27 protein-coding genes are annotated in these 26,956 nt (G+C 49.9%); 11 read left to right on the top strand and 16 right to left on the bottom strand.

From position 1 onward, the window contains the following. The first annotated feature begins 195 nt into the window (after positions 1 to 195). A complete protein-coding gene (locus LIX15_RS25360; RefSeq protein WP_227777682.1) occupies positions 196 to 1,374 on the top strand; it encodes an MFS transporter in 1,179 nt (392 codons plus the stop codon). A gap of 180 nt (positions 1,375 to 1,554) precedes the next feature. Here the strand turns inward: LIX15_RS25360 and LIX15_RS25355 are convergent, their stop codons facing one another. Both LIX15_RS25355 and LIX15_RS25350 read right to left on the bottom strand, forming a co-directional pair. Continuing rightward, complete coding sequence (locus tag LIX15_RS25355; RefSeq protein ID WP_227777681.1) at positions 1,555 to 1,737, bottom strand: hypothetical protein; 183 nt, start codon at positions 1,735 to 1,737, stop codon at positions 1,555 to 1,557. A 754-nt stretch (positions 1,738 to 2,491) separates the two neighbouring features. Continuing rightward, positions 2,492 to 4,078, bottom strand: a complete 1,587-nt coding sequence (locus tag LIX15_RS25350; protein WP_227777680.1) for an alkaline phosphatase D family protein — start codon at positions 4,076 to 4,078, stop codon at positions 2,492 to 2,494. Between the two features lie 299 nt (positions 4,079 to 4,377). Between LIX15_RS25350 and LIX15_RS25345 the strand changes: the two genes are divergently transcribed. After that, positions 4,378 to 5,448: a glucose 1-dehydrogenase gene (locus LIX15_RS25345; protein WP_227777679.1), complete on the top strand. Its 1,071-nt coding sequence runs from the start codon at positions 4,378 to 4,380 to the stop codon at positions 5,446 to 5,448. Between the two features lie 62 nt (positions 5,449 to 5,510). Here the strand turns inward: LIX15_RS25345 and LIX15_RS25340 are convergent, their stop codons facing one another. From LIX15_RS25340 to LIX15_RS25315, 6 genes are all read right to left on the bottom strand, one after another. Continuing rightward, complete coding sequence (locus LIX15_RS25340; protein ID WP_227777678.1) at positions 5,511 to 5,738, bottom strand: hypothetical protein; 228 nt, start codon at positions 5,736 to 5,738, stop codon at positions 5,511 to 5,513. Then, positions 5,739 to 6,629, bottom strand: a complete 891-nt coding sequence (locus LIX15_RS25335; protein ID WP_227777677.1) for a carbohydrate ABC transporter permease — start codon at positions 6,627 to 6,629, stop codon at positions 5,739 to 5,741. It lies immediately after the preceding gene. Further along, positions 6,610 to 7,548: a carbohydrate ABC transporter permease gene (locus LIX15_RS25330; RefSeq protein ID WP_227777676.1), complete on the bottom strand. Its 939-nt coding sequence runs from the start codon at positions 7,546 to 7,548 to the stop codon at positions 6,610 to 6,612. Before LIX15_RS25330 ends, LIX15_RS25335 begins: the two co-directional genes overlap by 20 nt. 2 nt (positions 7,549 to 7,550) lie before the next feature. After that, positions 7,551 to 8,825 carry an extracellular solute-binding protein gene (locus LIX15_RS25325; RefSeq protein WP_227777675.1) on the bottom strand — a complete coding sequence of 425 codons (1,275 nt, stop codon included), beginning with the start codon at positions 8,823 to 8,825 and terminating at the stop codon, positions 7,551 to 7,553. 118 nt (positions 8,826 to 8,943) lie between these two features. After that, complete coding sequence (locus tag LIX15_RS25320; protein ID WP_227777674.1) at positions 8,944 to 10,080, bottom strand: ABC transporter ATP-binding protein; 1,137 nt, start codon at positions 10,078 to 10,080, stop codon at positions 8,944 to 8,946. 71 nt (positions 10,081 to 10,151) lie between these two features. Then, the gene (locus LIX15_RS25315) at positions 10,152 to 11,159 is read right to left on the bottom strand and encodes a Gfo/Idh/MocA family protein (RefSeq protein ID WP_227777673.1); all 1,008 of its coding nucleotides are present in this window, start codon (positions 11,157 to 11,159) and stop codon (positions 10,152 to 10,154) included. Between the two features lie 106 nt (positions 11,160 to 11,265). Here LIX15_RS25315 and LIX15_RS25310 point away from each other — a divergent pair, with 106 nt between their 5' ends. From LIX15_RS25310 to LIX15_RS25290, 5 genes are all read left to right on the top strand, one after another. After that, a complete protein-coding gene (locus LIX15_RS25310) occupies positions 11,266 to 12,069 on the top strand; it encodes a sugar phosphate isomerase/epimerase family protein (RefSeq protein WP_227777672.1) in 804 nt (267 codons plus the stop codon). Positions 12,070 to 12,192: 123 nt separating this feature from the next. Next, positions 12,193 to 12,897, top strand: coding sequence for a PIG-L deacetylase family protein (locus LIX15_RS25305; RefSeq protein ID WP_227777671.1), 705 nt, complete (start codon positions 12,193 to 12,195; stop codon positions 12,895 to 12,897). 277 nt (positions 12,898 to 13,174) lie between these two features. After that, a complete protein-coding gene (locus LIX15_RS25300; RefSeq protein ID WP_227777670.1) occupies positions 13,175 to 14,452 on the top strand; it encodes a Cdc6/Cdc18 family protein in 1,278 nt (425 codons plus the stop codon). Between the two features lie 55 nt (positions 14,453 to 14,507). Then, positions 14,508 to 15,506 carry a Gfo/Idh/MocA family protein gene (locus tag LIX15_RS25295; RefSeq protein ID WP_227777669.1) on the top strand — a complete coding sequence of 333 codons (999 nt, stop codon included), beginning with the start codon at positions 14,508 to 14,510 and terminating at the stop codon, positions 15,504 to 15,506. Beyond that, positions 15,503 to 16,516: a Gfo/Idh/MocA family protein gene (locus LIX15_RS25290; RefSeq protein ID WP_227777668.1), complete on the top strand. Its 1,014-nt coding sequence runs from the start codon at positions 15,503 to 15,505 to the stop codon at positions 16,514 to 16,516. Before LIX15_RS25295 ends, LIX15_RS25290 begins: the two co-directional genes overlap by 4 nt. Before the next feature lie 32 nt (positions 16,517 to 16,548). Here LIX15_RS25290 and LIX15_RS25285 read toward each other — a convergent pair whose 3' ends face one another. The 4 genes from LIX15_RS25285 to LIX15_RS25270 form a co-directional block, all read right to left on the bottom strand. Then, positions 16,549 to 17,532: a Gfo/Idh/MocA family protein gene (locus tag LIX15_RS25285; protein WP_227777667.1), complete on the bottom strand. Its 984-nt coding sequence runs from the start codon at positions 17,530 to 17,532 to the stop codon at positions 16,549 to 16,551. Next, a complete protein-coding gene (locus LIX15_RS25280) occupies positions 17,529 to 18,500 on the bottom strand; it encodes a Gfo/Idh/MocA family protein (protein WP_227777666.1) in 972 nt (323 codons plus the stop codon). Before LIX15_RS25280 ends, LIX15_RS25285 begins: the two co-directional genes overlap by 4 nt. A gap of 185 nt (positions 18,501 to 18,685) precedes the next feature. Beyond that, positions 18,686 to 19,441, bottom strand: a complete 756-nt coding sequence (locus tag LIX15_RS25275) for a sugar phosphate isomerase/epimerase family protein (protein WP_227777665.1) — start codon at positions 19,439 to 19,441, stop codon at positions 18,686 to 18,688. Between the two features lie 61 nt (positions 19,442 to 19,502). Further along, the gene (locus tag LIX15_RS25270; RefSeq protein WP_303657541.1) at positions 19,503 to 20,081 is read right to left on the bottom strand and encodes an NUDIX hydrolase N-terminal domain-containing protein; all 579 of its coding nucleotides are present in this window, start codon (positions 20,079 to 20,081) and stop codon (positions 19,503 to 19,505) included. Between the two features lie 101 nt (positions 20,082 to 20,182). On the opposite strand from LIX15_RS25270, the gene LIX15_RS25260 reads away from it, so the two are divergent. Beyond that, on the top strand, positions 20,183 to 20,434 hold the full coding sequence (locus tag LIX15_RS25260; protein WP_227777664.1) for a RidA family protein: 252 nt from the start codon (positions 20,183 to 20,185) through the stop codon (positions 20,432 to 20,434). On the opposite strand, the gene LIX15_RS25255 is transcribed toward LIX15_RS25260, so the two are convergent. After that, entirely contained in the window at positions 20,435 to 21,646 is a 1,212-nt protein-coding gene (locus LIX15_RS25255; RefSeq protein WP_227777663.1) for an aminotransferase class V-fold PLP-dependent enzyme, read from the bottom strand. Between the two features lie 168 nt (positions 21,647 to 21,814). Continuing rightward, entirely contained in the window at positions 21,815 to 22,672 is an 858-nt protein-coding gene (locus LIX15_RS25250; RefSeq protein ID WP_227777662.1) for a DNA-binding protein, read from the bottom strand. Positions 22,673 to 22,967: 295 nt separating this feature from the next. Between LIX15_RS25250 and LIX15_RS33000 the strand changes: the two genes are divergently transcribed. Continuing rightward, complete coding sequence (locus tag LIX15_RS33000) at positions 22,968 to 23,102, top strand: hypothetical protein (protein ID WP_265338446.1); 135 nt, start codon at positions 22,968 to 22,970, stop codon at positions 23,100 to 23,102. Positions 23,103 to 23,439: 337 nt separating this feature from the next. On the opposite strand, the gene LIX15_RS25245 is transcribed toward LIX15_RS33000, so the two are convergent. Then, positions 23,440 to 23,847 (bottom strand): hypothetical protein, encoded by a 408-nt coding sequence (locus LIX15_RS25245; RefSeq protein ID WP_227777661.1) that lies wholly within the window; start codon positions 23,845 to 23,847, stop codon positions 23,440 to 23,442. A gap of 350 nt (positions 23,848 to 24,197) precedes the next feature. On the opposite strand from LIX15_RS25245, the gene LIX15_RS25240 reads away from it, so the two are divergent. Beyond that, positions 24,198 to 24,575 (top strand): hypothetical protein, encoded by a 378-nt coding sequence (locus tag LIX15_RS25240; protein ID WP_227777660.1) that lies wholly within the window; start codon positions 24,198 to 24,200, stop codon positions 24,573 to 24,575. 653 nt (positions 24,576 to 25,228) lie between these two features. Here LIX15_RS25240 and LIX15_RS25235 read toward each other — a convergent pair. After that, entirely contained in the window at positions 25,229 to 26,092 is an 864-nt protein-coding gene (locus LIX15_RS25235) for a glycerophosphodiester phosphodiesterase (RefSeq protein WP_227777659.1), read from the bottom strand. A gap of 194 nt (positions 26,093 to 26,286) precedes the next feature. Between LIX15_RS25235 and LIX15_RS25230 the strand changes: the two genes are divergently transcribed. After that, entirely contained in the window at positions 26,287 to 26,691 is a 405-nt protein-coding gene (locus LIX15_RS25230; protein ID WP_227777658.1) for a CBS domain-containing protein, read from the top strand. The last annotated feature ends 265 nt before the right edge of the window (positions 26,692 to 26,956 follow it).

Genomic DNA, 26,956 nt, shown 5'->3' with positions numbered 1-26,956 from the left:
TCGAGTGACGGTCAGAAACACGAGTTCACAACCCAGCAAGTCGGTGAGGAGAGAATCTGCTCTTAGTCGTTCTCACTCCTGATAGGTAATTGAAGGTGTTATAGCAGTATTGTCACTCACCTCTAGTAGACAAAAATTTGAAAATTATGCCATGCTCTACGAAATACATTTCCGACGATGCGTCTTGGCGAGCATATGGAAACGGCCACTGACGATGAAGTAATTCTGGAATTCGACAGCCGTCGCTGGTGGACACTAGCTATTTTCGCATTTATCGCGCTTGAAGGAGCTACCTTGCAAATGCAGGGTGCCATTATACCCGTTCTACGAGCCGATTTCGGCACATCACAGTGGAAGCTAGGCTTAGTCGCACCCGCGGGGACAATTGGATTCTTGATTTTCGCGGCCGGTGTTGGTGCAGTCGCCGGCCGGTATGATACGCGAACACTCCTGCTGCTTGGAATCGTCGGAACTGGCATTGGTGTCTTTGTCATGGGGCTAATCCCGTCGTTCGGATTCTTTCTGGTCGCCTTGATCCTCCGGGGGGCATTCAGTGGCATCGGACGTGGAAGTGACAGACCGTTGTTGAGCCATCTGTATCCGCACCGGCGCGGTCGACTGTTCGGCTACTATGATATGATGTGGGCCGTCGGAGCGACTCTCGGCCCACTTGCCGTGACTATCGCACTTTGGGCCGGAAACTGGCGATTCGCTTACTACGCGCTCGGTGCGTCGTTTCTTCCGGTCGTCATACTTATTTGGTATCTCCCGAATCCGTCCGTTGACGGTGGCGACGATCCACTGACTTTGGCAGAGTTGCGTCGAATCAGTCGTAATCCTGCGGTATTGGTGATGGCGGCTGGTATCCTGTTCTCAACTGGTGTTGAAGGGGGGCTATTCACGTGGCTTACAACGTACGCCGAAGGTCGGCTCCCTAAGTCGTTAGTAACTGTCTCACTGAGTGTGCTGCTAGTCGCCTACATCCCAGGGCGGTTCGCTGCAGGGTCGCTCTCGGAGCGGTTCGGCTACATTCCTCTGACCTTCGGTCTAGGGGGCCTCTGTTTGCTGTCGGCTGTATATACATTCATGTTGGCGTCAGGGCTCACTGTATTAGTTGGGGTCTTCTGTCTCGGGCTTTCTTTATCAGGGCTGTACCCGACGTTAATGGCTTATGCGACAGAGAGTACACCTGAACACAGTGCGCCGATTAACGCCATTGGTCTTGTCGTCTCTTCGTGTAGTATCGCTGGCGTTCCTGCGGCGATGGGATTTGTCATCGACGGTACCAATATTGTCTGGGCCATGCGACTCTTATTCATCCCTTTGGCTGGATTACTGATTGTCTCCGCCATAGCATGGGTGCGTATTGGGTGAGTCACCTACATCCACCATGATCTGTCCGGTATTCGGCGGAACGGACGGAACACTCATACATCTGTATGCAATTAACTGATTGAATGACATTTCTCATTGACTCAGTTGAATCGCGATTCTATTGATTTATTTACCCTAAACCATTATGCGGCCGAAACCGCCACTGTAAGCTACCACGCCCTAAAGGACATGGCATTCCTCGAAGGTTTCAGACACGTCCTTGGCATCGGCGACGAGCTCACCTGTTTGATCGGAAATTCCGAGCTTCGGCTTTACTGGCGGCGATTCCGGTGAATAGTACGGATTTGGATGGGATGGTACGTACTTTCCAGGTGCACTGTCCGGAAACTCTCTTGTGGCCATTCTGTAGTACCACTCTGTGTCTCCATTGATATGGCTGTTTTTAATACTCGGTATACGAATGGCTCGCTAAGGAACCCTTGTGTAATGAATTGAGCCCGGATTGTACATTTTCAACCTTCAATTCTATCGCTCTGTGCAACCCATATATGAGCGTGTATATTTCACAGTTAACCTCCTCCCGCGCCTGAAGATAGAGGTATGCACTCTATTTTCTATCATGATTCGCTTGTGAACCAATCGCATAATAAACTACAGTCATTGTAACGGATATCAATATTGGCTGAAAGATCACTTTATAGCCCATCAACAGGCTAAATACGAAAACTGCAAAGCCGGTCGAAATACCTATTACAATTGCATATGCCCTTCGCGAAAGTGATTTCACTCGCGTATTAACATGATGGCTGAGCTGTCTTATAGTATGCATATTTCACCATTCCTTCTTTTTGGATAGATATGTCATAGATATATATGTACGTAACGGCTAGTTCACTAGACTAATGGCCAAGATAATAGTACCAGCTACATGGTTTGGCCAGCACCTCGTCGAGGTGCAAACCGGAAATATCCCAATGAACCTCCCATTATAGTGCGGGAAGCCCACGTCTTTAAGCGTGGAAGGATGTTACGATACCAATATATTAGTAATCGGTTGAATTTATAAATAAAAATACATAAGTTGATATTAGATTATGAAGTTATTTGTTGGCAATTGGCTCGCTTATCGATCCTAATGACTATGTCACGAATGGGATTACTTTCGGATTGCTCCTGGTGCTCCTGCATCAACGACAAATGATGCATCAGTACGGACTGAACTCTCTGGTTGAGTAACATACGGAACAACTCTATAGTCTGTTTGCCATTGGTCTTGTGTTACCTCACAGCGGACATACCCTCGCTGGTTGTTGTAATATGAAATATGACCGTTTTGATTGATAACCCGTCTGCCAAAATCCGTCATTTCTGAACCATCTTTACCGGATGTAATGGAAGTTCCGATGAATTCCGTTCCAACAATTTCCGCATCAGGATTATCAAAGTCTGTTTTTATATCTGCTTGATAATTCGCATGAACATCGCCGGTGATTACAATTGGATTTGTGACTTCATCCTGACTCATTACATCAATGAGTTGGTCACGAGCTGGAACATAACCGTCCCAGGCGTCCATCGAGTTCATCTTATTCGATTCACGTTGTGAGAAGAATATTTGCTGAGCGAGAACATTCCATGTTGCATCTGATGACGTCATGTTATCTACGAGCCACTGTTCTTGCTCTGTTCCGAGCATCGTTCGACTAGTGTCAAACCGCTCATCGCAATCTTCAACCCACCCATCACCACAGACTTGATCGCTTCGATACTGTCTTGTGTCAAGCAAATTGATGTCGATCAAATCTCCAAACGAGAGTTGATGATAGAGCGTCATATCAGGACCATCCGGCATACGTGAAGGTCGGATTGGGAGATGTTCATAGAATGCTTGATATGCGTTAGCACGGCGAGTTAAGAACTTACTAGCTGGATCATCACCTTCCGAAATTTCGTCTGCATAATTATTATCTACTTCGTGATCATCCCATGTTACAATCCATGGTGCGTTTGAATGCGCTGCCTGAAGGTGAGGGTCTGTTTTAAATAGTGCATATCGTAACCGGTATTCCTCTAATGTATTTGTTTCACTTTGAAAAACTTCTGGAACTTCAGTATTGCGTTCTTCTCCATTTTCATCGATCGCGTATTCGTAGATATAATCTCCAAGATGAATCACTAAGTCAAGGTCATCTTTGGCCATGTATTCATATGCTGTATAATATCCGTGATACCATGCTTGACAAGATGCAAATGCAAATTTAAACGAGTCAAAGCTAGCTCCCGTCGTAGGAGCCGTTTTTGTTCTGCCGATAGGACTGGTTTGGAACCCAACTCTAAATTGGTAATAGTACTCTGTATTCGGCTCAAGTCCATCTACTTCAATATGGACTGCGTGAGCAAATTCGGGGTCTGCAAGTTCAGTACCAACTTGTACAGTATGCTCTAAATTTTCGTCAGTTGCGATCTGCCATTGTACCGGAACGATATGATCAGGCATACCGCCACCCGCTTGCAAGGGCTCTGGAGCAAGACGGGTCCAAAGGACTACCGAAGTTGGGAGGGGATCTCCCGAAGCAACCCCTAATGTGAAATAGTCTTCATCTTTCGGATTCTTCCCTTCACTCTCCGCAGCGGTAATGCCAGTCGCACCAAAACTGGTAACTGTAAGTGCACTCCCTGCTTTTTGAAGGAAATCACGTCGTTTATATGCTGTCCAGCCATCATCGGAGTTCTTTACTCCCATACTCAAGCATTAAATTAATAACATTTAAACTATTCTATTATTAGTATATTTATATAATAATGGATATAATGCAGTATATAGAGGATTGAAAGTTAGTTACTGGTTAGTTATTTCTAATGTTAATATGATCACAACGTAGTGTGATCGCTAATCCTTATTTTCATACTGTATTCGATTCTTTATTGTCGGAATATTTATTGTCTATCGCAATATAGCGCACATATGTCATCGAGTGCTAACCCAATTATTCGTCAAATAGAGCTATTTATTCACATAGCGTTGATCAGAGGAACTGCCAAATGAAAGCAATCATTGTGAGACGGGGGAACTCTCATCCGGAACTTGCTGAAGTACCTGATCCACTACCCGAATCAGGCGAAGCACTTCTTCGAACGCTGCGAGTTGGAATTGACGGCACAGACCACGAAGTGATACACGGAAATCATGGTGAGAATCCGGAGGGAGATGATTATCAAATTCTCGGTCACGAAGCCGTTGCTGTCGTCGAAGATGCCAACGGAACTGACCTGACTGAAGGCGAACTCGTCGTACCAACAGTCCGTCGACCACCGAACGGGACAAACGACTACTTCAAGCAGGGTGAACCTGACATGGCACCCGATGGGCACTATGTTGAGCGGGGGATTGTTGGCGCACATGGATATATGTCTGAGCTCTTTACGAGCTCGCCGGAGTTTCTTGTTTCCGTCCCAGATTCGTTTGCGGAATACGGTTTTCTTGTTGAGCCGATATCTAATTCTGAGAAAGCGTTTGAGCATGCCTTCGCATCTCGATCAGCATTCGAATGGAACCCACAGTCAGCGCTTGTACTTGGCAACGGGCCGCTTGGTCTTCTGACGCTTGCTATGCTAGAAACGCCATCATCACCATTTGAGCGAAACTACTGTCTCGGTCGACGCGATCGCCCCGACCGAACTATTGAAATCATCGAGCGTCTCGGTGGCACATATATCGACTCCCGTGAAACACCTGTAGATAGGATACCTGATGCTCATGAGGCGGTCGACTTCGTCTATGAGGCAACGGGGTATGCCAAACACGCCTTTGAGACGGTCGACGCACTCACGCCAAACGGTGTTGGTGCGTTACTCGGAATTCCGAGTGATTGGGAATTTAAAATCGATGGTGGGCGACTACACCGCGAACTCGTGTTACAAAACAAGGCACTATTTGGCAGCGTCAATTCTAATATCAGCCAGTTCGAGGCTGCGAAGGTGAGACTCTCGGAGTTTCCCGACTGGTTTTTCGACGCGTTCGTCACTGGCGTATATGCACCTAGCGAGGTCGAAACAGCATTTGCAACAGGTGACGAGAGTATTAAAACCGTTGTTGAGTTTGATACGCTGTGAGCTAGCTACGCGACCAAATTGTCCGATCTTCGATAAGGATATCGAGAGGAGACCGATTGTCTCTAGTGTGGCCACGGACGCATTGGCCAGAAGTATGCTAACAGCGCCATCCCAAGGAGGAGAATCCCTCCAATTTTCATCAACGGCCCAGCATCCATCTCATCACGAACAAACGACATGTAAAGGACGCCGATCGCGGCGACAAGGAAGACGAGCGCACCTCCAACAACTGGTTCGTTCTTCCCAGCATACCCGAGTCGTAACACAATGGAAGGGATGTCGGGAAGCATCTACCCTTTCCCTCCCGTGAGCGCAATCCCTTCCATAAAGGTTCGCTGCGCAAGCAAATACGCTGCCATGACGGGCAATGCGGCCAGGATGACCGCTGCAAGTAGCTGCCCCCACTGAGAGCTATACCGACCGGTGAGCAGCCCAATACCGACTTGTAAGGGGTACATTGACGAGTCATTGAGAATGACTAGAGGCCACAGGAATGCGCCCCAGACAAAGATGAAGGTGAACACAGCTAGTGACGAAAGTGCTGGCTTTGCTAGCGGAAGCATAATGCGCGTGTAGATTTGAATTGTGCTACAACCGTCCATCCGCGCCGCCTCAAGAAGTGAATCTGGAACGCCAAGGAAGAACTGACGCATCATGAATGTCCCAAATGGGTTGGCAATATACAGCACCATAACCGCCCAATATGTGTTTGACCAGTTGAGCGCGTTCATTTCCAAATATAGTGGGACAAGCACCACTTGGGGCGGAATGACAAGCGTTCCAATAACAAGGGTATAGACGAGCGACTTACCCTTGAAATCGCCCTTTGCGAGAGCATATCCTGCGAGCGTGTCCAACACTAACGTGAAAAACACGACACCGACTGCGAGCACGAGACTATTGAGTATCCAACGGTCGAGTGGATTCTGCATCCATACGTTGACGTAGTTGGCAAATGTTGGATCCGCTGGGATTATTTGCTCAATAGTGGTGAAGATCTTGTTTTCGGGCTTAAGAGAGGTGAGGAACGCCCAAATGAACGGAATCGTCATAATCGCACTTGCCGCGATCAGAATGAGGTGGGCGACACCTTTCGCAAGCCTATCATACCACGATTTCTCGTGTTCAACGCTTGGCCGACTGTCGTCGAACTCGAGGTCGTCAGTACTCAACGTTATCACCCCAAGTACGCTGTTGCAGAATACTCAACCCAAAGACGATGAGGAACAACACGACTGCAATAGCACTTGCATATCCCATTTCGAACTGCTGGAATCCTGTTTGCCAGAAATAGTAGACGATGGTATAGGTTGATCGCACTGGCCCACCCTGCGTCATCACATATACCTGTGTATAGACACGGAACGAGAAGATGAGTGTCACGACGAATACAAAGAATGTCGTTGGCTTCAACAGTGGCAGGGTGATGTAGCGAAATCGCTCCCAACGATTCGCCCCATCGACGATAGCTGCTTCATAGAAATCGTCTGGGATGCCTTTCAATCCAGCGAGAAAGATAACCATGTTAAAGCCAATGTGTTTCCAGATACTCATGATAGCAATGGATGCTAATGCCGTGTCTGAACTCTGAAGCCATGAGAGCTGCGGTAGTCCAATCATTCCAAGTGCGGTGTTTAACAACCCATATTCGGGATTGTAGAGCCAGGTCCAGATGAGCGAAACGACAACCCATGAAGTTACGACGGGAAGGAAAATCGCACCAGAGTAAAACTTTGTCCCGCGAAGGTTCATGTTCAATAGCAATGCTAGCCCCAGCGCAATCGGCACGTCAAAGACGAGCAGTGCAAAGCTGTACCCTGCGGTATTGATTATTGCATTCCAAAAGATGGGGTCCTTGAACAACCTTACATAGTTGTCGAGACCGACAAAGGGATGTGATTGAGCCAGAGGCGCCCACTCATGCAGGCTGATGTAAAACGCTCCAAGAAACGGTACGAGGAGGATCGCTGCGAAAAGGACTACCTTTGGGAGCACAATGGCATACCAGGACAAGTCAGTATCATCTGTACTGGTAGTATAGTTGGGCAGATAGCTATTGAAGCGGCGTCGAATACGCTGTAACCCTTGTGACTGAGCCATGGTTAGAGCAATGCGTCGATGTCTTGAGCTGCCTTATCAAGTGCCTGTTTCGGATTCTTCCCTTGCCACATTGCCTGGGCCTCTGTATGGACACTATCCCACATCTTCGACACTTCTGGATGGCTTGGGAACGACACTGTATTCTCCATTTCTTGAGCGACTGGCTTGAGCTTTGGATTGTTTTTGATGAATTTCTTGAATGTATCTGTTTCATATGCATCCTTCCGGCCAGGGAATCCACCCATGGATTTTGTCACGTTTTTCTGCACTTCCATTGAGTTAATATAGTTCAACCATTCAAGTCCGATTTCCTGGTTTGCACCGCCGCGACTTGGGATGCTATAGAACACGCCTGCACTCCACGTGTGGCTTTTATCAATTTTCGGTCCACTTGGATATGGAATGTATTGCCAATCAAGACCACTATCGCGCAATCGCGGGTACTGCCATGATCCAGCGAAACACATCGCTGACTCGCCAGCGAGAAGATCCTCAATAGCATTTGTTCCGCCCGGGTTGCGCGCAATAATTGACTCGTCCTGGACAATTTTAGATTGCAGGAAGTTTGCTGCCTCAAGTGCAGCATCGTTGTTAATGATTGCTTTTGACCCGTCGTCGTTGAGATAACCGCTTCCATTCGAAAGCACAAAGCAGTCGAATCCCTCGCCTGCAGACATTGAGAAGGCAGTTCCATGCGTGTTCGCTAGGGTATCGACCCAAGAGCCAAATTCCTCCCAGCTAGGACGGTGCGTTGGATCCGGGACTTCCAGTCCTGCATCCTTGAACATTTTCTTATTTATCGCAATCAAGCGACAGTCTGCGTACCACGGCACTGCCCAAAGCGTCCCATTGTAGCTCGCATTGCTCCTTGCAGCCGAGACGTAATCATCGGGATTGAAGCCGTTCTTTTCTAGATCGAGTGCAACGCCTTTGTCCGCAAATCGTGGCACCCAGAGTACCGATAGCGCCAAACTATCTGGGGCGTTTCCAGCAGGGATGGCCGTCGTAGCCTTCGCTAAGTAGTTTTCGAACGGATAATACTCCCAACTGATATCGGATATTTTATCGCTGTTTTGTGCGAGCTTATTTGCCTGTTCTTTTCGAATTGGTGAGAGACCAGGGTCATTCCACGCCCAGAACGTTGCCGATGATTCACCATTTCCGCCTCCGTTACCGGAGCCATTATTCCCACTACCCGAACAACCGGCTAAACTGGCCACACCGGCTGCACCGGCCGTAGTAATGATCTGTCGTCGAGTAAGATGTCTGTTGCTCATGCTACCCTTGAGGGAATATGCGAGTGATATACAATAAACCTTAGGTACGTTATAACGTATCTAGACAGAGCCTTGCCAGTTTGAAATGCACATAAGTATCATATGTGCGAAGATTTCCTCAGGCGCGTGCGTTAATATCGACGTTGGTTGCAGTAGAGACGTTGCGCGATTTAATTGTCTCACCTGTTTCGGCATCGAATAGATGCATCTTTTCTTCCGGGATGACGAGATTGAGCGTCGTTCCGGTCTCGACCACCTGCTCTCCGTCAAGCGTCACTGTACACCGTTTGTTGCCAATGTCGACGTAAACATAGGTGATTTCTCCCATCGGTTCCGTCACAGAAACCGATGCTGCAATCGAGCCAGGTTCGCTGTCTACTACGATTTCCAGGCTTTCAGGACGAATACCAAGTGTCAATGGACCTTCGTACCCAGCGAGCTCCTCGCGGGTTTCCTGTGACAGTTCCTGTTGGAAGCCGTCGTGAACCAATGTCCCGTTGGTGTACTCAACGTCGAAGAAGTTCATTGATGGAGATCCAATGAAACCGGCAACAAATCGATTGTTCGGCTCATAATAACACTCCAACGGCGTTCCAAGTTGTTGAAGCTCACCGCCGTCAAGGATTGCGATTCGGTCACCCATCGTCATTGCTTCAGTCTGGTCGTGTGTAACGTAGATCGTAGTGATTCCGAGATCCTGCTGAAGATTCTGAAGCTCAGTACGCATCGTCGTCCGAAGTTTCGCATCAAGGTTCGACAGGGGTTCGTCCATCAGGAAGACTTCTGGTTCCCGAACAATGGCACGGCCAAGTGCAACGCGTTGTTGTTGACCTCCCGAGAGCTCTCCAGGTTTCTTATCAAGTAAGTCACTGATGCCCATCATCTCTGCTACTTGCTCTACACGCTGGGCAATCTCGTCTTTCGACATTTCGGTCGACATCTTCAGCCCAAATCCAATGTTTTTCCGAGCAGACATATGTGGGTACAATGCGTAATTCTGAAAGACCATTGCAATGTCGCGCTCGGTAGGCGGTTGGTTCGTGATAGAATCTCCGTTGAGGAAGATTTCACCACTGGTAACCGACTCCAGTCCGGCGATGCAACGAAGCGTCGTCGACTTTCCACACCCTGATGGACCAACAAAGATGAGAAACTCTCCATCTTCAATGTCGATGTTCAGGTCGTCAACTGCAATGATCGATTGGTTCTCGTCCGCGAACTCTTTTCGTAAGTTGCGGATGTCTAACTTACCCATGCGAAGTCACTACATGGCGAATTGCAATCAACCATAATAAATTCACAGGTAACATCATGAGTTGAGGACAATTACCGCAAAGACGATTCAGCGGCGTCACGTGCAGTGAGAGTGAGATCAAGTGTTTTTACCGCATCTTCGAAATCCGACCGCACGTCAACGCCTTTTGACGTCGCTGACCGAGTTCTATTACGCTCGGTTACTGCGTGCATAAATGCTTTGAACTCTCGAGAATACCAGTCATCATCGGTCTCGAACTGAACTGCCTGGCCGTCGACGGTTCCCGAGAGCGAATGATCAGCGTAATCGAGTTCGAGATATGCATCTTCGGCAGCGATGCGCACCTCGAAGCGGAAGGTAGGGGAGGAGCAGGTTGAAGAAATATGTGAGACAGCACCAGATTCGTGGTTAAGCGTTACCGACGTTGCATCCTGAAAGTCGATTTCGTCGACGAGCAACTGGTCGGTTCCGATTCCGATGACGTCCGTTACTTCACCTGCAAGATATCTGTGCAGGTCGTACACATGCGTTGACTGTTCGACGATCTGTCCGCCCGAGCGCGCCTGCTCTCGCCACCACGATGTCTCAGGGATTGGAGCCCAGTATGTACTATCAATATGACCGATCTGACGGCCGTCAAGCAGCTCTAGCGCCCGCTCTGTTATCCGCCCATAGCGGCAGACATAGCCAACCTGTGCGAGGATATTTGATTCCTCGATTTGTCGTGCCGTCTCGCGCGCTGTGTCGATTGAAAGATCAACTGGCTTCTCAACAAAGAGATCAATGCCGTACTTCGCCGCTGTCCGCTCGTAATCCCCGTGGGCAAACGGTGGAACTGTCACAACGACTGCGTCGATTGATTCGGATTTGAGAAGCTCCAGACCGTCAGTGTATATTGCAGCGTCGTGAGAGGCAGCCTTCCGTGCTCGGCTCTCGTTTATGTCTGCGACAGCTGTTAGTTCTACGTCGATAGTGTCTTCGTTATGGTTTTTCAGTCCGCTGTCTATCACACTGTCAAGCGTTTCTAAGTGAACCGAAGCAATGCCTCCTGCGCCAATGAATCCGACCGAGAGTGTCACGTACTCTCATATCTCGTTTAGGAGATGTTAAAAGTATCCACTTCTGAGTAGAGAAAGTGGTTGTCACGCAAATCTATAAATCAGCGCAGCGGGCATATTGGTGTACATGAGGTTTGCACTCAATCAAATGGGGTTCCCAAAGAGTAATCTCCAAACAAATGCGGAACTCCTTGCAGACGCTGGATATGACGGTATCGAACCAAACCTAACCGCTGACGGATCACTATGGGATGATAAGGCAGTCAATGAATTTGCCGACCGAATTGACGGACTAGGACTTGATGTTCCCGCGATCTCCACAACGCTCCACTGGGAACAGCAGTTATCGAGTGCAGACGAAAACACTCGCAGGGCTGGTATCGAAGCCGGCAAACGGATGATCGAAGTCGCAAATACACTTGACGCTGGGGCCGTGCTTATCGTTCCGGGAGTTGTCAACGAAGAATCGCCGTACGACGAAGCATACGACCGTGCGCTGGAGTCAGTTCGACGCCTTGCCGTCGTTGGGTCACAGTATAATATATACGTTTGCGTAGAAAACGTCTGGAATGACTTTTTGCTTTCACCATTGGAATTTGCCGAATTTATCGATCGAGCATCGGAGTCTGGGCCGGTTGGGGCATACTTCGACGTAGGAAACGTCAAGCGCTTCGGTCACCCTGAGCAGTGGATTCGAATCCTCGGCGAACGAATCAAGCGTATTCACGTGAAGGATTATCGTGCCGACGTAGATACAATAGACGCCTTTACCTACCCGTTGGAAGGCGACGTCGAATGGACCGCCGTCAATAAGGCGCTAACAAATATTGGCTATGATGGATGGGTGACTGCTGAAGTACCACCATATCGAACGGCGCCTGAACGAATGCCACCCCGTGTCTGTTCCGACCTCAAACACCTTTTCCCGTAGCGCGAGCACCGCAGTATCGATCTCATCTCTTGTCTATGTATGAATTGTTATGGTGTCGGTTGTTCGTGTAATGACCAGTATCGGCACAACGTTTATTATCGGTTTGCTTGAATTTCCTTGTGTATGCATCTCACAGCAATCGTTGCACATCCCGATGATGCGGTTATTTTTTGTGGCGGGACGCTTGCCAAGCACGCTGACCGTGGCGACGACGTAACGATCGTCTACATGACTCGCGGCGAGTATGGTGGCTTCGATACGACTGAAGCAGATATAGCAACCACGCGCGAAGCTGAAGCTGACGCTGGCGCTGAAACGCTCGGCGCTGAAGCTGAATTTCTCGATTTTGAGGACGGTCGCATCAGATACTCGATGGAGAATCGACTCCAATTAGTGAACGTGCTCCGCAAACATCGACCGGACGTTGTGCTGACACACTTCCGCGACGACATGCATCCTGATCACCGAACAACCTCTCGGCTAGTGAGTGACGCATACTACATGTGCTCGCTCCCACTCTTGGAGACGGAATCAGATCCATGGGAACCACAGAATGTCTATTATTTCGGAAAGCCAACCTCTTCGTTTGAGCCCGAGACGTACATTGACATTGGTGACTACCAGTCAACGAAAGAGGAGGCGATTCTCGAACATGAATCCCAGGTCGAATGGCTCAAAGAACATGGCGGCGTCGATGTAGAGTTCGATGGACTCATTGAGGACGTACGCGCCGAGAACCGAGTATTGGGTCGAACTCGAGGCGTTAAATTCGCTGAAGGATTCGTTCCGCTCCATAAGAATGCCACTGAGTACCTTGGCTCGATGTAGTCAGTCTGTTTTCCACGATGGTATTCGAAGACAGCGTATTCTACAGACTTAGTCGACTACTTGACTGGTTTTCGCAATTTGCGTGAACGATGAAGTATAATTATATCGCGTGGCTTTACACTGATAGTATTGTAACGTGTTACAGGTGAAACGAGGGGTGGGGGGCATCTTCCTCTAACGTTCAGAGCGAACCTGTATGGCCGAAACTCAGCTATATTTATCATAGATATGTATGTTTTGTCAAAATTTATCATGGATGTGTATGTTGTATCTACGTATGACAGGGTGCGACGGGCCGGCCGAGAACGCAAGCGCGCTTAGAGACGCATTTAGTGTACAGAATCAGATTTTCTCAACGAAACGACTCCTTGATGTTGGATACGTCCCTGAACCAGACCACATTGTTGCTCGTAACGAGGAGATTCGCCGTCTGGCAAGCTCCCTCAATCCCTCTATTGTGGGAGAAACACCGAGCAATGCCTTCCTGTACGGGAAAACAGGAACCGGAAAATCACTATGTGCAAGATATACCACGCGTCGAATCGTCGAAGCAGCGGAGAATGATATCTCGGTCGGCCGCGTTATCGTCGATTGTTCACAAGAGAACACCGAAACTCGTGCTATCAAGGCAACAGTACGCGGGCTGAACGACTCTGAAGTGACTGGGCTCGTCGTTCCTGAAACTGGATTTGGACGCTCGCGGTATTACAGCCTTCTGTGGGAAATTCTCGATACCCGCTTCGATGCTGTACTCATCGTTCTTGATGAACTCGACCGACTAGAGGGGACGGATTTTCTCATGCAGCTATCGCGTGCGACCGAAGCAAACAAACTTGAGCGCTGTTCGGTCGGTATCATTGGAATTAGCAATAAGATCAAATACCGGAATCGACTCGATGAGCGTGTCAAAAGCAGCCTTCAAGAGCGCGAAATCGTCTTTACACCATACGACTGCGACGCCCTCCGGATGATAATTCAAAGTCGGTCGAACGCCTTCAACAGCAGCGTCCTTTCTGATGACGTGGTATCAAAGTGTGCAGCTCTCGCTGCAGACGAGCACGGCGACGCACGAAAGGCGATTAACCTGCTTCGCCACGCCGGTGAACTCGCTGCGATCGATGGAGCAGACAAAATCACTGTCCAGCACGTAAACAATGCCAATAACATGGCTGAACGTGACCGAGTCAACGCGCTTCTCGCTGGTTCGACGATTCAACAGAAGGCGACGCTACTTGCAGTCGTCTCGTTAGCTCTCGTCGAGAAGTCTCGGACATTTAAGACACCAGAGGTGTATGCTGCCTATGAAGATATTTGCGCTGAATCAGGCTTAGAAACGCTCTCAAAACGGCGCATCTACGATCTCCTTCGAGAATGGGAGTTTCTGGAAGTGCTTGAAATTACCCGGACGGGTGGTGGGCGAGCTCGTGGGAGCTATCTTCACCACCGCCTCCTCGAAGACCCATCGGTCATCCGCTCCGCGTTTGAAGAAAGTGATCGGTTTGCCCGAATTGGCATTTCATCCGGTACGACCACGACTACGTGGTCAAATATATAAACACGACTTGGGACTAGGGAAGTTTTAATATCGATAGTTCCTCACGTTAGAGCTGATGCAACGAATCGGGTTAGTCGGGAGTGGCTTCATGGCCATGGCTCATGCTAACAGCTACCAAGAAATGGCTGATGCGGAGGTAGTTGCGGTCGCATCGCTTGATGATGACCGCGAAGCCTTTGCAGCAGAAAACACACCGAATGCCAGCGTTTACAACGATGCTGAGAAGATGATGGAGGAAGCCGATATCACGGCCGTCGATATTTGTACGCCGACGCCGACACATCGGCCATTCGTCGAGGCAGCCGCCGACCATGGACTGAATACCTTCTGTGAGAAACCGCTTGCTCGTACTGTAGCGGACACAAATGCGATCGTCGACGCAGTGACCGACGCTAGTATCACATTTATGACTGGCCATGTGCTTCGATACTTTCCCGAATACGTTGAGGCAAAACGACGTATTGATGCTGGAGAAGTTGGCACGCTAGGAACACTACACACCGAGCGTTTCTCATCACCGCCGCGATATGGCACTGACTCATGGTTCAGCGACAAAGAACAAAGTGGGGGTGTCCTACTCGATATGGCAATTCATGACTTCGATTATCTCCGCTGGGTTGTTGGTGAGGTTGAGCGCGTGTTTGCCCGCACAACCGAATGGGATGACGGTCATCTGAATCAACACTCATCGGTACTGCTTCGCTTCGAAGACGGAACGACCGGTCAAGTTGAGGCGTCATGGGGTTATCCAGAAGGGTCACCCTTTATCACCAGCTATGAATTTGCCGGTGATGAAGGTCTCTTAGAGTTCGATGCGCGAGACGAAAACGCCATCCGTATCTCTGGTGGCGCAGAGGGAACAAACGCCCCTGTTAGTCCATTGGCAAAGAGTCCATACACAAAGGAACTCGAGCACTTTATCGACTGTGCCGAGAACGGACGCGACCCAGATATCTCACCGGATGATGCGCGTCAGGCGGTCAGAATCGCGCTTGCAGCGATCGAGTCAAGCGAGCGTGGCGAACCAGTCTCACCCGTGGAGGTAGATGCATGACTGTACGAATCGGTATTTGCTCAACCGCACATCTTCATGCTGACTCCTATGCCGCTTCGCTAACTGAGTTGTCGAACGCCGAATTTGTCGGAGTGACCGATGTTGGTGACTATGTCGACGATACGCTTGCGAAAGCTGATGAGTACGGCGTCGATTACCTCGAACCTGATGAGTTGTTCACCAAGGTCGACGGTGTCATCGTCTGTTCGACAAACGCAGATCACGCCACATGGGTCACACGTGCTGCTGACGCTGGCGTTGACGTCCTCTGTGAGAAACCCCTCGCCCCGACTGTTGCCGAAGCACAAGAAATGGTCAATCTCTGCCGGGAATCAGATATCAACCTTGGTGTCGCGATGCCGCTTCGCTTTTGCCAACCAGTCCGAAACGCGAAAACTGCACTGGAAAACGGCGTACTTGGGGAGCTACAATTCCTTAGCGGGACAAATCGCGGGCAGATGCCCGGTGGATGGTTCGTCGACAGCAACGCATCCGGCGGTGGCGCAGTGATGGATCACTCGGTACACATCATTGATATCGTACGCTGGATTACTGGCGAAAATGTGCAGGAAATATATGCTGAGATAGATACCAGATTCCATGACATCTCTGTTGAAGATGTGAACCTACTATCAATGAAGCTCACCGATGGAACGGAGTTCGTTCTTGATGGGTCATGGAGCAAACCCGATGAATGGGACTTCTGGGGCGACGCAACGCTTCGATTCGTTGGCACGGAAGGAATCGTCTCCATTGACTGCTTCGACCAAAAGATAAAGCAGACACGTGACACTGGTGATCCCGGGATTCAGTCAGTGTACTGGGGATCAAATCCCGATGAAGGACTCATCGTCGACTTTGTTACTGCCGTTGCGGAGAATCGGCCACCACTGAAAACGGGCGCAGACGCTGTTAACGACGTTGCCGTTGTTGAAGCGGCATATCAGTCCGCAGAGCAAACCAAGTCTGTCGCTATCGAAACGGAAGAAACAACCTCTCTAACGAACTGAACGGACGATAAATATTCCAATCAGTTGAACTATCATGAGACATTGACTGGCTCTCCCCGTTCGACTGATTCGTATGCGGCATCAATAACTGCGGCAGTTCGTACGGCATCTTCGACGGTCGTCGCAGGAGTGGACTCACCATGGATAGATGCGACGAAATCTCGCAACAAGGCGTTGTTCGGGTCGGCACCCCAGTAAATGGATTCGTTGTGCTTTCCGTGAGCGGTGTCTTTGACATGTGTATATTGGTAGCCAAAGCAATCCGCCGAAAGCGTTGATTGTGTCCCCACGAGTTCAACTCTAGCATCACCCCAAAACGAGTTCTTTTGGGGAGTGCTCCACGAGCCATCGAGAACGAACGATGCACCGTTCGAGAGAGTCATCGACAACAAATTCACGTCTTCGACGGGAATATCGTAGAATCGGGTGTCAGTTTCAGCGTACACTTCTTCAACCTCCTCACCCGTAATCCAGCGCACAATGTCGACGATATGGTCCGTATGATCAGACACAGCCCCCCCACCGGCCAGTTTCGGATCAACAAACCATCCCCCCGGCATCCGACCGCGGTTGATTCCCGAGACGGCGATGAGTTCGCCAATTGTTCCGGCTTCGTATCGCTCTTTGAGTTGCTGCATCGGGTGGCTATAACGAAGCGGCATTGCCATTCCCATGACAATGTTGCTTTCGTCACATCGGTTCTGTATTGAGTTTGCTTTTGCAAGTGACGTTGCGATCGGTTTCTCTAGAAGGATAGCGACATTATGCTGGAGTGCAAGCTCGATGAGCTCGTCGTGAGCAGCGGTTGTCGAACAGATAACGACTCCGTCAGCCGCTTGCAGTAGTTCGCGATGTGACCATGCAGACGTGCCGATAGCGTTCGCTTGTGTACGTGCTTGGTCAACCGTCTGTTCTGAGATTCCAATGAGATCGACTTCTGGCATTTTCGACAGAAGCGCTGCGTACACCTCAGCGTTGACATGAGCAGTCGAACAAATACCAATGGAAACAGTCACAACGACTCCTCCCCGATCGTGATTGGTCGTCCCTCATCGATGGACTGGCGCACAGCAACTGTAACTCGCGACGGAGTCGTTGGAGTGATACTCGATGAAGGCTTTTTGTCGTTTTGAATATGGGAAACGAACTTGCGTAGCACTCGACCGCGACAGTCATCATGCGGTGGATCAACGGTCAGCGGCTTCGATGTTTCTTCAAGTGCAGTCGACGCATCGCGTTCATTGAACTTGAGACGTCCGTGGTTGCCGCTATATTCGACATCAACGCGAGGCGACGGAGTACATGCCTTGCTCCACGTTGTTTCGATGGTCGCTCGTCCGCCGTTTCGGAATGTGAGCACAGCATGTGCGTGGTCGTATTGCTCGCCAGACCGTGCCCGAGCAAAGACACGTCCGATAGCACCGAACGTCCATTCAAGAACATCAATATCGTGCGCGAGTACAGAACAAAGCACCTCTATGTGGTCGGTAACGTCCGTGATGCCAGCATATGAGGTGTTCCATCCGGGGCCGTCAAATGGTGCAGTTCGCTTGATTCTAGCGACGCCAATTGTTCCGATCGCACCTGTTTCAATGTCTGACCGGAGGCGGCTGTACAGCCGTGAGAAGCGATGAGGAGAGTGCGCCATTAACCACCCATCTTCATTCGACTTTTCGGAAACAAATCGGTTAAACTGCCCTGCATCAAGCGCGAATGGCGGATCACAGCGAATTGGTATTCCCGCATCAAGAGCCGCATTGAGCGTGTCATCGTGGAGTGCCCCTGATCCGCAGATGTCTACTCCATCTACATCGCCTTCGCGAAGGGCGAGAACTACTGAATTGTAGACTGGTGCGTCAAGATTGTCAAATGACTCATTGGCGGGTCCAACAATGCCACAGACAGTTGCGTCGTCGAACCGCTTGTAGCGATTAGCATGCGTTTGCACCGCCGCCCTCCCTCCAACCATGACGATGCGAGACATAGGGATACGTCTCATAGCACCTCTGATAAGTATTGTGAACTCATCTCTACGGTAGCGAGAAACCCCGCCATTTACGGCAGGAGGAATCGCGTTCGGTGAATTGGGCAGTTGCACGCGTTTCGCCTGGCTGTCTGTCCTACTAGATACAGATTCGATCGGACACAGACACCGTCATAATCGGTATCTCAGGCGGTCTCAAGCAGCTCCTGGATTCGAGCACTGTTGGACGTGAGCGTTGCCGCCGGATCAGTTGTTATCCCATTTTCATAAATGAGCCATTCAGCGTTGGCGTCGACGGCTGCACGAACGCACGCATTGAGATCGACCACACCATCACCGAGGTCAACATGAAGTGAGTCATCATCACCAGGGATCGTATCAGTCAGGTGAATCAGCGAGATCCGATCGGCATAGCGGTCAAGATACGCTACTGGATCGATATTACCGTGGCGCGCAAGTCCAATATCGAACTCAAGACCAAGTTGATCGGCCGCCTGTGCGGCAAACACGTCATAGGCGGTCTCAAAATCATCCGTCAGTTCTGTAAATTCGTAGGTATGGTTGTGATAATGTACTTCGAAGCCGTCATCGACCAGGCAATCGGCAAGCGATGAGAGTCGATTTGCAGCCTCCAAAGCCGCAAATTTAGAAGTAAAGCCATCTTCGCCGTAGGAGGGAATAACAATACGCTCACACCCTACCGTCCGGTATGTCTTAACCGTTTCCACGTAGTCGGTTTGAAGTACATCGAGGCTGACGTGGGCACCGACGGGTTTGAGATCAGTCTCGTCAAGCGCGTCGGCGATAGCTTTCGGTGTCTCATCGCCGAGTCCGGCGAATTCAACGCCTTCATAGCCTGTTTCGGCAACGCGGTGGAGTGTTTCGGTCAACGGTTCTTCGAAATTACGGAGCGTATACAGCTGAATCGCCGGTCGAACCATGTTACTGGAGAGATGTGAGCAATTGACATAGACGTTCCGCCATCATAATTTAAACTATACGCTACGGATTCTTGCTCTGCGTTTGCTTGGCATCCCGTGCATACCTTTCGTGCTGCTTGTGCCAAACAGGAACATCATCTATTCTCCAGTATTTGAGCGCCTCTCCTTCGTCAGAGAGCTCAAGCGATCCGCCGACGGCAGAGCAGTGATACAAGATGTCGATACGACCGTGTGGACCGAATTCAGCACTTGGAGCGTGGTAATATACATCAATCAATTTAGTGACTTCGACTTCGAGGCCTGTTTCCTCATTGGTCTCTCGAACTGCAGCGTCAGTGGGTGACTCGTTTGGATCGACCCAGCCACAGGGCAGACACCACGTGCCGTCATCGGCGCGTCGCATTAACAGAATATGTCCCACTGAATCAAAGACCGCAGCTTCTGCACCCACTTTCGGTGTAATATGCCCGAGTTCGTCGTCAAACCGGGTGCGAACTTCCGTCGCCGGAAGCGAGAGCGCCTTCCCATAGTACAGACTCGTCAGCGTAAGTATCCGCTCGTAGCGTTCTTTATCGTACGGGTTGTCGGCGTACTCTATTCCATTCTGACTAAGGATACGCAACTCGTCAAGCAGGCGCATAAGATCCATAATTCGATTTCAAAGGTTAATTCGTATCCGGACGGGTTAGGGCTATTGGAGACCACGACTACGTTGACTGTTCTAATAGGCAAGACTACAATGTGGACGAAACCAGTGAACTACCCTACTCACTCGCCGTTGCCTCCGTTTGCTCCTTGAAGCCGGCGGTCTCGCTCACTAGCGTTGTGAAAGCAATGGTGTTCGTCACGGATACGGTGGAGTGTGACGGGATTAACAAAGTGTCTAATGAATATATGAACGATCCATATCGCGCTCGAAGCGCCGTTGAAGTCGCCAACCTCCCAGTCGATAGTGGCGTTGAAATCGACAGTATCGCACCACGCGAATTGTAGTCACTCGAGATAGCTTCGAATCCGCTTGGTGACGTACTCGGCTTCCTCGTCGGTCAAACACATCGGGTTGATAGTAAACCCATCTTCGAGGAGATCATCAGAGCCGACGAAAATTCGAGGAGTCTCCGTCCGGAGTGAACCAACAAGTTCGACAGCGTCGACCTTGGCCGTCTCGGGGTCGATTTCGACGTACGTCTCGGGAGCCACCATTACCTTTCCACCAGGTTCTCTCTGTGTCGTTACGCCGACGAGGTTTGCGAGTTCCGTGTCAACAATATCAAGTCGGGATTCCCACTCTTTGTTTAGCGTCTCTTGATCCTCCTCGACGAACGAGTTCAACGCCGCGATAAGACCAACGAGTTCTTCTTTCCCAACTTTCAGTGGTCGGCCAATACCCTGCCGGGGAACGCCGTTTAAATCTGCCTTGTTAATAAGTTCGGTTGGTGGTTCCCAAACTGACTCGGCGACGTGCATGTCCAAATGCTGAAGCGCGGCCGAGCGAATGTATTCGCGCTTGCCTGCAAGAATACCTGTAGTTTGAGGGCCACGAATGGCCTTTCCACCACTAAAGATGACCATATCTGCGCCCAGATCAATGAACGTTGAGAGGTTTTCCCGTGGCGGTACTTCTGCAGCTGCATCAACGATGACTGGAACGCCTTGCTCGTGGGCAATTTCGACAACCTCCTCCAATAGCGGCGTACTGTACACCTTCTGCATATACCCGACGGCGACAGTGTTTTCAGTGATCGCATCGGCAATTTCCCACGGTTCGGTACTGTTGGATCCGGTGCCGAGGTAGTTGTCGTTGTTTCCGACGTCGACCATGTGTGCACCCGCTGCCCGAAATGCGTGATCGTAACCGTTGCGGTGGGTTCTCGGCATCACGATTTCGTCCGGAATTCCATCGGTGTCCGGCAACCGTGACATCACTCCAAGGTCATCGCCAGCAATCGCGGCGGCTGCGGCGAGCGTCATGCAGGCAGCCGCTCCGCTGCCAACATAGCCCGCCTCCGCGCCAGTTACCTCCGAAATTAGTTCGCTCGCACGAACCTGCAAATCCGAGAGTCGGACGAACGATTCCGCTGCTTGACTCATTGCCTCGATAGCTTCCGGACGAATTAGACTCCCTCCAATGCGTGTTTTCGTGCCTGCCGCATTAATTACACGAGGAACGCCTAGTTCATCATAAATCGTAGTTTTGTCGCTCATGAGGTATCTGTTGATATTCTCTGCGTACCTACTCCTTATGAAAGGTGGTGGTCATCCAGAAGACTATCGGGGTCGTGGCTGCGCGCACAGCGTAGCGAGCACGGAGCGGAGGGTGGGGCGGCGGGGTCGGGGGTCCGGCATATACCAAAAAAGAGTCACAACGACCCTCTATTCCCACCACCGATCGCGCTTGGGGAAATGCACAGTGCTCCAACCTGTCAGCGCCACCGAGACGCGTCCGTTGTACCAGTTCTTCGCTGCCCCAAGAATGCTCACTTGCTCGCCTTCGTCCATCCATGGAACCTCTGACGCTTTCCAGCTTGTGAATTTCGTGCGCCCACTTTCGTCTTCAATGAGACCAACCTGAGCAATATTCGGATTTGATGGCTCCCACAGTTGCGTAATCGTTCCTTGGATGCTCACTTCCTTGCGATTCACGTCTTGTATGTCCGCGATCGGAATCACCTGCCCGGGGGCCGTCCGCAATTCCTCATACACTCCAACAACTGCACCCATCACACTCGTACCATCCACGACACGCTCAGCCAACCGTCGACTGATCACCGCTCGCGACCACCCACTCAACTTCTCCACTAATCGCATCACTTGCTTGTTCACTGCCGCCAGCTGCTCTTGAGAGAGTGCTTCACGCGGATCTGCTCTGTCCGGATCACACCACGGATCCACGCTCGCCGCCCGCTCCTGAAACGCACAGCGCCGCTCTTGACTCACTACTCTTGTAACTTCTCGACACTGTACTTCCCGGGTTGCATCTTGTGATCGATCCCACCGTTCACGTGTTTGTGCAATCTCCATCTCTCGTGCCACCACCCGCTCTTCTGCCGCCAACGTCAGTCCACGTCCGACCCCATCCGGATGATTCGTATCCACCTTTCCTTGGATCATCTGCGCAACCGAGGGGCGCAGCTCGGGTGTTTCCTCAACACCCTCGAATTGCTCTTTGTCACATTTAATTGCCTGTTCGTCAACCGAAACCTTTTGACCGATCGTGTGCTTACTACTCATTGGAACTCTACCTTGTTCCGAAGGCGCGTCCACTACCGCGTCTTTTCCAACACTCACATCTACACAAGTTACAACTCTACACTGCACAACTCACCCATTCTCCTCCACGCGCTCGCTTGCGCCTTCGCGAGCGCCTTTTGGGCGCGAAGCGAGCGCGTTATAGAAGGTTACACAATCGAGCACGCGCGACGTTCCGGTCGGGTTGAGTGGCCAGCGGAGTTAGTCTGTCGCCGAACGATGCGCGGGCGCTTGCCGACCACGAGCTAGCCGAACGGCACCGCCGTGAGGCAATGAGGTGGAGTTCCGAGCACCGACGGCGCGCAGGAACCGACCGACTAACCCGCTGGCGGTCCAAGCGAGCGAACGATGGCCCGACCGAATAGGACGCGGCGAGCGGGCGGACAGAATCGACACACCAGGCAACCAGTGAGCTACACTCCGGATAAACAATACTGAGTGGGATTGAAAGGGGCCATCTTCTCGATGAGCGAGACGACGCAAGCTCCACAACAGAGTGAGGATCCTTACATCGCTCCTTACCTCCAAGCTCGTCACTCCCGAGACTGCAGCGCAGGTCGTCAAGCAAGTCGACCTCGTACGTCGCTTGCCACGAATCGATCTCATCACCGATTGCGTGGAGTCCTGCGGTAAGGTTGTCTCTCGAGTGATCCTCTGCAAGCTAGCGCACCTCGCGAAGAAATTGTGTAACGCTACCTAGTTTGTAGCAGGTGCCTTCATTCGTTTCGACTTTGGTGAGTTCACCAGGCTCAAAATGGATTTTTAAGGTTAGTGTCGGTGAGCCGGGTCGCGCCCTCGTATACGGCCTGTACGACGGCGACCTGATCCACCATTAGAAAGCAATTATAATCGTCGACACTCCGCTGGATGACCGACTTCTTGAAGATGTTGTCTGGGTGGGCAGTGTACTTTCTAACCACCACAACGAACAGATCAAGCGCATCTACCAGTACCAGCCCGTACCCATGCGTGTCGAGAAACGCCTGAATTTCGTCGAAGTCCTCGGGTGATACTTCGAATCGGTACTGCTGGTTGTTATAATATTGCTTAAGACGAGCGAATACCTCCTCGCCCTCAAAGTAGTGTTTGAACAAGTAGATTCCGTCGACATCGAAGACGTTGACCTGTTCGTGGCCCGCTCGATGGAACACGGCCATGGCATGTGTACCTCTTCGTATGTCATCTTGAAGATTCCTTCACTTGTCGGCTGCCAGTAGGGTGAAAGCACAACAGATGAGCCGGTATCGGTGAGAGAAACTAACAGATGTCAGTCAAAGACCTATGACGACCCCTATGAATACTCTTGGTTGGCAACACATTTCACTTGTTTGCCGAGTGCGTTGACTCCAGCTACGTTCAATAGATGTCTCTTGGGAGAATGTATCGATAGAAATTCATCCCAATCGTTGTTCGTGTTTGCCTCTTTAGCTCAGAAGCAATCCAAACTATTGATAATCTACATGCCGAGTATAGAAACCTATACGGATTCTCGTCCAAGTTTCCATATATGGCAAGTTCCGGAAAGTCACCATTCACGCTCTGTATCGTGCTCGGACTCATCCTCATTATTCTCGGCACCAGTGCCTACGTGCTCTCCGACTTTGCAAGCATCACAGCACTCATTCCTTCGTTCTTCGGCGTCCTTATCGCCTTCTTGGGCGTCATAGGACGTCAGACGGAACGCGACCGGCCTGCTGTCTATGGAATCGGGATTTTAGCGGCACTTGGAGTGCTGGGATCAACTCGCGGGATTCCAGACATAATCGCTTTATTAACCGGAGAACCAGTTGAGTCGGTCATCGCTGCTGTCTCACAGGGGGCGATGATCGCCATCTGTCTCGTCCTGTTGGCCATTGTGGGGATGTACGTCCTTGATACGCGTTAGATTCATATATTAAACATAATGTATCAAATACATAGATGGGTGGTATCCAGACATTGATCCCGGCCACTTGCACACCGTTGCTGTGACCGATGGACGGAGCATAGAGATATACGAGACCAATATTGGTTTGTTCTGTTGCCCACTCTCACAAGGATATTACGTGCACGAATCACGGTGAAGATCTCACAGCAGTCGTTGTGAATAGAGTGACAAATATAAACGTGGCAAATAGTGACACGACCACTTATTTCATAGGAATTCTCTCCTAGGAGACACCAATGAGTGTTCTATCACAACGAGAAAAACGAGCTGAACTAGTAAATGTATCCACCCGTGTTTTGATGACCTCAAGAACAGATCTTTGCGCTAATTGTGGTGCTGAAGTCAATCTCAATCGTCAACACAAAAATGTCTCCATTATTCGCCGGCAAGGAGAAGCAGATGACCTCGTCGAAGAGTCGGTGCTTTGCGACACCAACTGCGTTTCTGAATTTATATAGTATATTTTCCACCAGCCGGTGATAGTTATTGCAGGAAGTACTATTCGGCATCTATTGTGAGAGATAAAACCATTCAACAAACATATTTGTCATTATTAAATAGAGATTTACTCTTTGAAATAAAATTAGCTTACTCTTTTAATCAGATTTTCACTAATTCGGTTGAGTGCGATATGTGTTGTTCGTGGTAAAGGTAGCCATATGCGGATAGTCTGCGATTAGCCCATCTACGCCCAGCTCAAGTGGTTCTTGTGCCTCTCTCCAACTATCGATCGTCCAAACGTTCACTTCTCGACCTTCTTCGTGAGCGGTTTCTACAAGATCGCGATCAAGAACACCAGTCGATGGATTGACTGCTTTAGCATCGAGTTCGCGAGCAATCTCTAGATTTTCGTCTTTATTACTTCCGAAAATCGGTGCCACATCTACGCTGGGATCTACATCCTTCACTGCTCTAAGTGCGTCCGGGTCAAATGAAGAGACATAGTATTCACCAGGGTATTGTGATGCAATCGGTAATGCCCGCTCTGCAAACTCTTTCCAAGAGAGCGGATCCGATGCTTTAAACTCAAGATTCATCATCACACTCGGTCTCGTTGCAGCAAGGGTTTCAGCAAGCGTTGGAATTGTTTCACCGGAGTCAAGGATTTCTGCTTGCAATACGATTTCCGAAGGAGTTTCTGCTATGAGGCCTTCTTTATTTGTGAGATCATCAAGGCGTGCATCATGGAAAACAACCAGTTCTCCATCACTTGTCGCTACAACATCAATTTCGATCCGGTCTGCTTTCAAGCGCGATGAACCCTTGACAGCGGCAATCGTATTTTGTGGAAATACGTCTCTAAATCCGCGATGTGCCGCGATATGGATGTTATCTTGTGCTCTTTGAGTATCGTTTTGCTCTTTATGTGCAGTCCCTATACCACTCAACGATGAGATACCAAGTGTTAGTCCAGTGGTTCTAAGAACATTTCGTCGTGATATTCGATTCACAACACGTTTACTATATCGTGTCATCAATTAAGTCAAGGATTAAATCAACATAAACTTTTATATTAATTTAATTACTTATAAATAAGCGCATGAAGTTGTGAGTTAGCAATATAGCTGTAATGAGTCGACATTACTTTTTTCGATTTGAGAGATGATAACACAGCAAAACCGGTTCGAACGATGATAACTCTTAAGCGTGTTCCGAGATACCATTGTCCATGGACGATATCCTTGTTGGACGGCTTATGTCGACCACCCTCCATACCGTTTCACCAGAGACACTCGTAGAGAGGGCAGCACAGAAAATGCTCGCCAACGATGTCGGCTCACTCGTCGTAATCGAGAGTGACAATCAACTTGCCGGAATACTGACCACCACCGATTTTGTCAGCATTGTCGCCGAACGGCGACCGAAGGACGAGACGCCTGTCAAAACCTACATGACGACAGACGTGGTCACAGCGTCGGCGCAGGACTCCATTCGTGATGTCTCAGATACCATGATTGAACACGGATTCCATCACATACCGGTCGTAGACGAAACGACGGGAGTCATCGGAATGATTTCATCGACGGATCTGACAGCATACCTTTCACACATCCAGACGCCGAGTCCGTCCTGATCTCCTCTCCCGTGCTTTAGCGCGAGGATTCCACGAAGTGGATTTGCATTCGAATGATTATCTTATTCTGATAGATGACGATAAGAAATTCTAATTACATGCTGCTCATGAGGTGGGTATCACTCGATTTATTCCCCTCGTTGCATCCGTTGATCGACTAGCACTAGATACACGTCCTCTCTCCAACCTCTCTGGATTCTGAAAAAGTCATTTGTGGAAACCAGAGGTCACTATCACATCAGTACTATTCGCTGTTTGACTGCTC

The organism is Haladaptatus pallidirubidus (assembly GCF_020700235.1).
GTDB lineage: Archaea > Halobacteriota > Halobacteria > Halobacteriales > Haladaptataceae > Haladaptatus > Haladaptatus pallidirubidus.
This window is presented reverse-complemented; position numbering and strand designations above follow the sequence as displayed.